Origin of the sequence: uncultured Hyphomicrobium sp. (assembly GCF_902826555.1) — a bacterium.
Lineage (GTDB): Bacteria > Pseudomonadota > Alphaproteobacteria > Rhizobiales > Hyphomicrobiaceae > Hyphomicrobium_C.
The window spans coordinates 1-4,090 of the sequence record NZ_CADEFI010000037.1 but is presented as its reverse complement, the minus strand read 5'-3'; the positions used below and the strand labels follow the sequence as shown (position 1 = coordinate 4,090).

Sequence of the window (4,090 nt, the reverse complement as noted above, 5' to 3'; positions counted from 1 at the left end):
GCCTAGCCTTCGTCCATCTCGTCAATCGCTCCGTCGATGGAAGGGCGAAAGTCCGGCGTTGCCCAGTGGCGTACACCGGCGGCGCGCGGCACAGCGGACGCCGCCGTAAATCCATAGTGGCGGGCCAACGCCGAAAGCGCGACTTTGAGGACAATCTTTCCCGACCGTTGCGGCCAGCCGGCGCGGCGCTCCGCATCCTCGAGCCCGCGCAAATGACAGCAGACGTCGATCAAGACCCCCGAGAGCTCGGGGCCAACGGCTGCAAGCGCGCGGCGCACCCGCTCGGCGGCGGCGATGACGTTGTCCGCCACATCGACGCCGGCACCGGGAGCGCTACGGCGGCCGCCTGACGACAGGCGCGGACTCCAAGCTTGCGTGACGTTGGGCGACATCTGCGCGAACCAGAAATCGGCGCGCAACCTCTCTCCGGCATTGAACTGGGCCTCGCTGATCAAGGGATTACCCTCGCTATCGCGCCGGCTGAAGAGCCAGGCGATGGGGCTTTCCGCGATATTCCGCATGGGCCGGGAGCTGTCCGATGCCGGAGCGCGCGTCTTGGGCGCCTGGCGCGCGCGCGCAGCAATCTTCGGCGCGGGGAAGCGCGCTGAACTTCTCATCGATGCCTCCAGGATCAACTGTCGAAATTGGTGTGCAGCAGGTCGCGACCGGCCAGGGTGGGGACAATCCACTCCATCAGCTCGAGGGCGCGGTCGAACACGGGATCGTCGCGAAGGTCCTCAATCACTGCACAGGCATGGGCGACGGTGGTGCGGTCGCGCGCAAAGACGATGCCGACGTCGGTCAAGCTCAAGCCGCAGGAAACGTGCGCCAGATACATGGCGACCTGGCGCGCCCGCGCGACGGGGGCTTTGCCGCGTGACGGCTGGGAGATATCGGCGTGGGCGATGCCGAACACGTCACCAACGGCGGCTTCGATGACACGGCGCAGACGCCGTGCCTCGCCGTCCAGCACGCCGCGACCGGCCTTATCGCCGAATTCGGAAGCGAATTTGCGAAGCCCGTCGCGCTCGTGAGGATGGAGGAAGCCCCACCCTAAACTGCCGTCCGGGCTCGCACTCGAAGGGGCAGCACGTTCGGCACAGGATCTGAAGCTCATGCGGCACCGTCCAATCTCGGGAGCACGAGCCGATCATACGCGTGCTCGCACCGTGCCCGAGACCGAAACTAGCGGAGCAGTGAACGGCGAGGATAAGTGCGGGTGCCGGAGGTTTGCGGCGCAGCACCATATCCTCGGCTCGCGGCCCGCAAGGAAAGGGGCCCGGCATCGACGGCCGCGCCCCATTGTGTGGACGGGATGAGAGCTCGCGCTACTTCTCGCGCCGGGTGCCAAGGCCCATCTTCTTGGCCAGGTCGGAGCGCGCGCGCGCGTAGTTGGGGGCCACCATCGGATAATCGTGAGGAAGACCCCACTTCTCGCGATACTCCTCCGGCGACAGATTGTAGTGCGTCCTCAGGTGGCGCTTCAGCGACTTGAACTTCTTGCCGTCCTCGAGGCAGACGATGTGGTCAGGCATCACCGACTTCTTGACCGGAACCTTGGGCTTCAGCTCCTCGCGCTCGGGCTGAACGATCGTGCCCGTGGCGCGACTCAATGCGGCATGGGTCTCGTTGATCAGTTGCGGCAAGTTCTCCGCACCGATCGTATTGTTGCTCACGAATGCGGAAACAATCCTCGCGGTCAGCTCGACCAGCTCCGGTTGGGCCCCGTCTTCCATCGCTTTGTCCTTCCAAGCAGGCCCGCAGCGGATCCGCGGCCCTGAAATCTTTAGCCGATACAGTCAAGCTCAAGGCTATTTATAGTCTTTACGTATCGCCCTCAAGCTGAACGCAACATGATCGGCCTAACGGTTTCGGCGTGTGTTGGCGCGCGAACAATCTATGCCGTCCACGTCTTTGGACATCATTCCCTGTTTGATGTCAACGCCAGCTCTACAAATCTTGAGCAAATCCCTAATCGGTTCAATGCTCAAGCGGACCGTTGACAATTTTTCGTTTGTTTCCGCTTCCATTTGCGGGGGCCGTACATCCAAGCTTTTCTGATATCATTTCGCGCAAATACAAATAGAACGGGGGTGCACTGGGCTTGCTTGTAGCTCCAATCCTTCGTTAAGATTGAGTTGCCCAAGGCAGATATGGCGTGTTGCCTCCCGGCGGATGGAGTGCATTTCTCGGCAACTGCAGGCGGCCTCGTCACATCCTGCGCGGTTCTGACAAAAGGGCTACCGCTCGGCCACTTCCGCGTTCAATCACCCAGCTGCGTTGGGCGAGCACCCCTAGGGTGTCCGCTCAATCACATATCGAAGGTCGTCCCTATGCATGGTCCCGTCTCGCCCGTTGCTGTTCCCTCGCCGCCCGTCGCCGAGCGCCGGCCGCTGAGCGCGACCCATCACGGGGTCACGTTGGTCGACGACTATGCGTGGCTGCGCGCAGACAACTGGCAAGACGTGATGCGCGATCCGTCGCTGCTCGACCGTGAGATCCGCGCCTATCTGGAGGCGGAGAACGCTCATACGGAGGCGGCGCTAGCGTCCACGACCGCGCTGCAGGCCGAGCTGTTCGCCGAGATGAAAGGGCGTCTCAAGCCAGACGACTTCTCGGTGCCGTCGCTCGACGGACCATTCGCGTACTACTCGAACTTCGTCGCCGGCGGACAATATCCGCGCTTCTGCCGACGTCCCCGCGACGGTGGCGACGAACAGGTTCTGCTCGACGGCAACGCGGAAGCCGAGGGCAAGCCTTACTGGGATCTCGGCGCAAAGGCGCACAGCCCCGACCATCGCCGGCTGGCCTATGCCGTCGACGACAAGGGATCGGAAATGTTCACGATCCGCGTGCGCGACCTCGAGACGGGACAGGATCTTGCGGATGAGATCCCCGATACCCGCGGCGAGATCCAATGGGCGAACGACAGCGAGACGCTGTTCTACATCCGGATCGACGACAACCACCGGCCGCTTTACGTCTACCGTCACCGCGTCGGGACGCCGGTCTCGGCCGACGTTCTCGTCTACGAGGAAAAGAACATCGGCTACTACGTTGCGCTCGACAAGACGCTCTCGGGCAAATTCCTGATCGTGGATGCGCACGATCACCAGACGAACGAAGTCTACCTGATCGACGCCGATCAACCCGACAGCGCCCTTCGCCTCGTCGAAGCCCGCGAGCACGGCCACGAGTACCAGGTCGATCACCACTGGTCGCACCTCATCATCACGACCAACTCAGAAGGCGCGGAAGACTTCCGCATCGTCGATGCGCCCGTTCACCAGCCAGGACGCGCGAACTGGCGCGAGATCGTGGCGCACAAGCCAGGGCGGCTGATCCTCGACGTCAACGTCACCGAGAATTTCCTGGCGCGCCTCGAGCGCGAGGACGGCTTGCCGCGCATCGTCATTACGCCGATCACGCCCGGGCTCGAGGTCGGACGCGAGCTTCTCGACGTCTCCGGCGAGCACCAGATCGCCTTTGCCGAGGAGGCCTACGCGCTCGGAATGGCGGAGGGCTACGAGTTCAAGACGACGTCGCTGCGCTTCACGTACTCGTCGATGACGACGCCGGCCGAGACCTATGACTACGACATGGCCTCGCGCACGCGCGTGCTGCGCAAACGGCAGGAGATTCCCTCCGGACACAATGCCGACGATTACGTTACGCGGCGTCTGTTCGCGCCTGCCAAGGATGGCGAAACGGTTCCGGTGTCGATCCTCTACAGGAAGAGCACGCCGCTCGACGGATCGGCGCCGCTGTTCCTTTACGGATACGGATCCTACGGCATCTCGGTCCCGGCCTCGTTCTCGACGACTCGGCTTTCGCTGGTCGATCGCGGCTTCATCTTCGCCATCGCTCACATCCGCGGCGGCAAGGACAAGGGATACCGCTGGTATACGGACGGCAAGCTTGACCGCAAGCTCAACACCTTCACCGACTTCATCGCCGCCGGCGAGCATCTCGTCGACCAGGGACTGACGCGGCGCGGCGCCATCGTCGCCAACGGCGGATCGGCCGGCGGCATGCTGATGGGCGTGGTCGCCAACATGGCGCCGGACCTGTTTCTCGGCATCATCGCCGA

The 4,090-nt window shown here is 63.3% G+C and carries 4 protein-coding genes; 1 reads left to right on the top strand and 3 read right to left on the bottom strand.

All coding sequences use genetic code 11. The features are described 5' to 3' along the window. Positions 1–2 precede the first annotated feature (2 nt). From QZV93_RS13990 to QZV93_RS13980, 3 genes are all read right to left on the bottom strand, one after another. Positions 3–617, bottom strand: a complete 615-nt coding sequence (locus tag QZV93_RS13990) for a DUF6456 domain-containing protein (RefSeq protein WP_295559244.1) — start codon at positions 615–617, stop codon at positions 3–5. A 14-nt stretch (positions 618–631) separates the two neighbouring features. Then, complete coding sequence (locus QZV93_RS13985; protein WP_295559243.1) at positions 632–1,117, bottom strand: helix-turn-helix domain-containing protein; 486 nt, start codon at positions 1,115–1,117, stop codon at positions 632–634. A 211-nt stretch (positions 1,118–1,328) separates the two neighbouring features. Next, positions 1,329–1,736, bottom strand: a complete 408-nt coding sequence (locus tag QZV93_RS13980) for a MucR family transcriptional regulator (RefSeq protein ID WP_295559242.1) — start codon at positions 1,734–1,736, stop codon at positions 1,329–1,331. A gap of 597 nt (positions 1,737–2,333) precedes the next feature. On the opposite strand from QZV93_RS13980, the gene QZV93_RS13975 reads away from it, so the two are divergent. Beyond that, a partial coding sequence (locus QZV93_RS13975; protein WP_295559241.1) for a S9 family peptidase occupies positions 2,334–4,090 on the top strand: 1,757 nt, incomplete at its 3' end.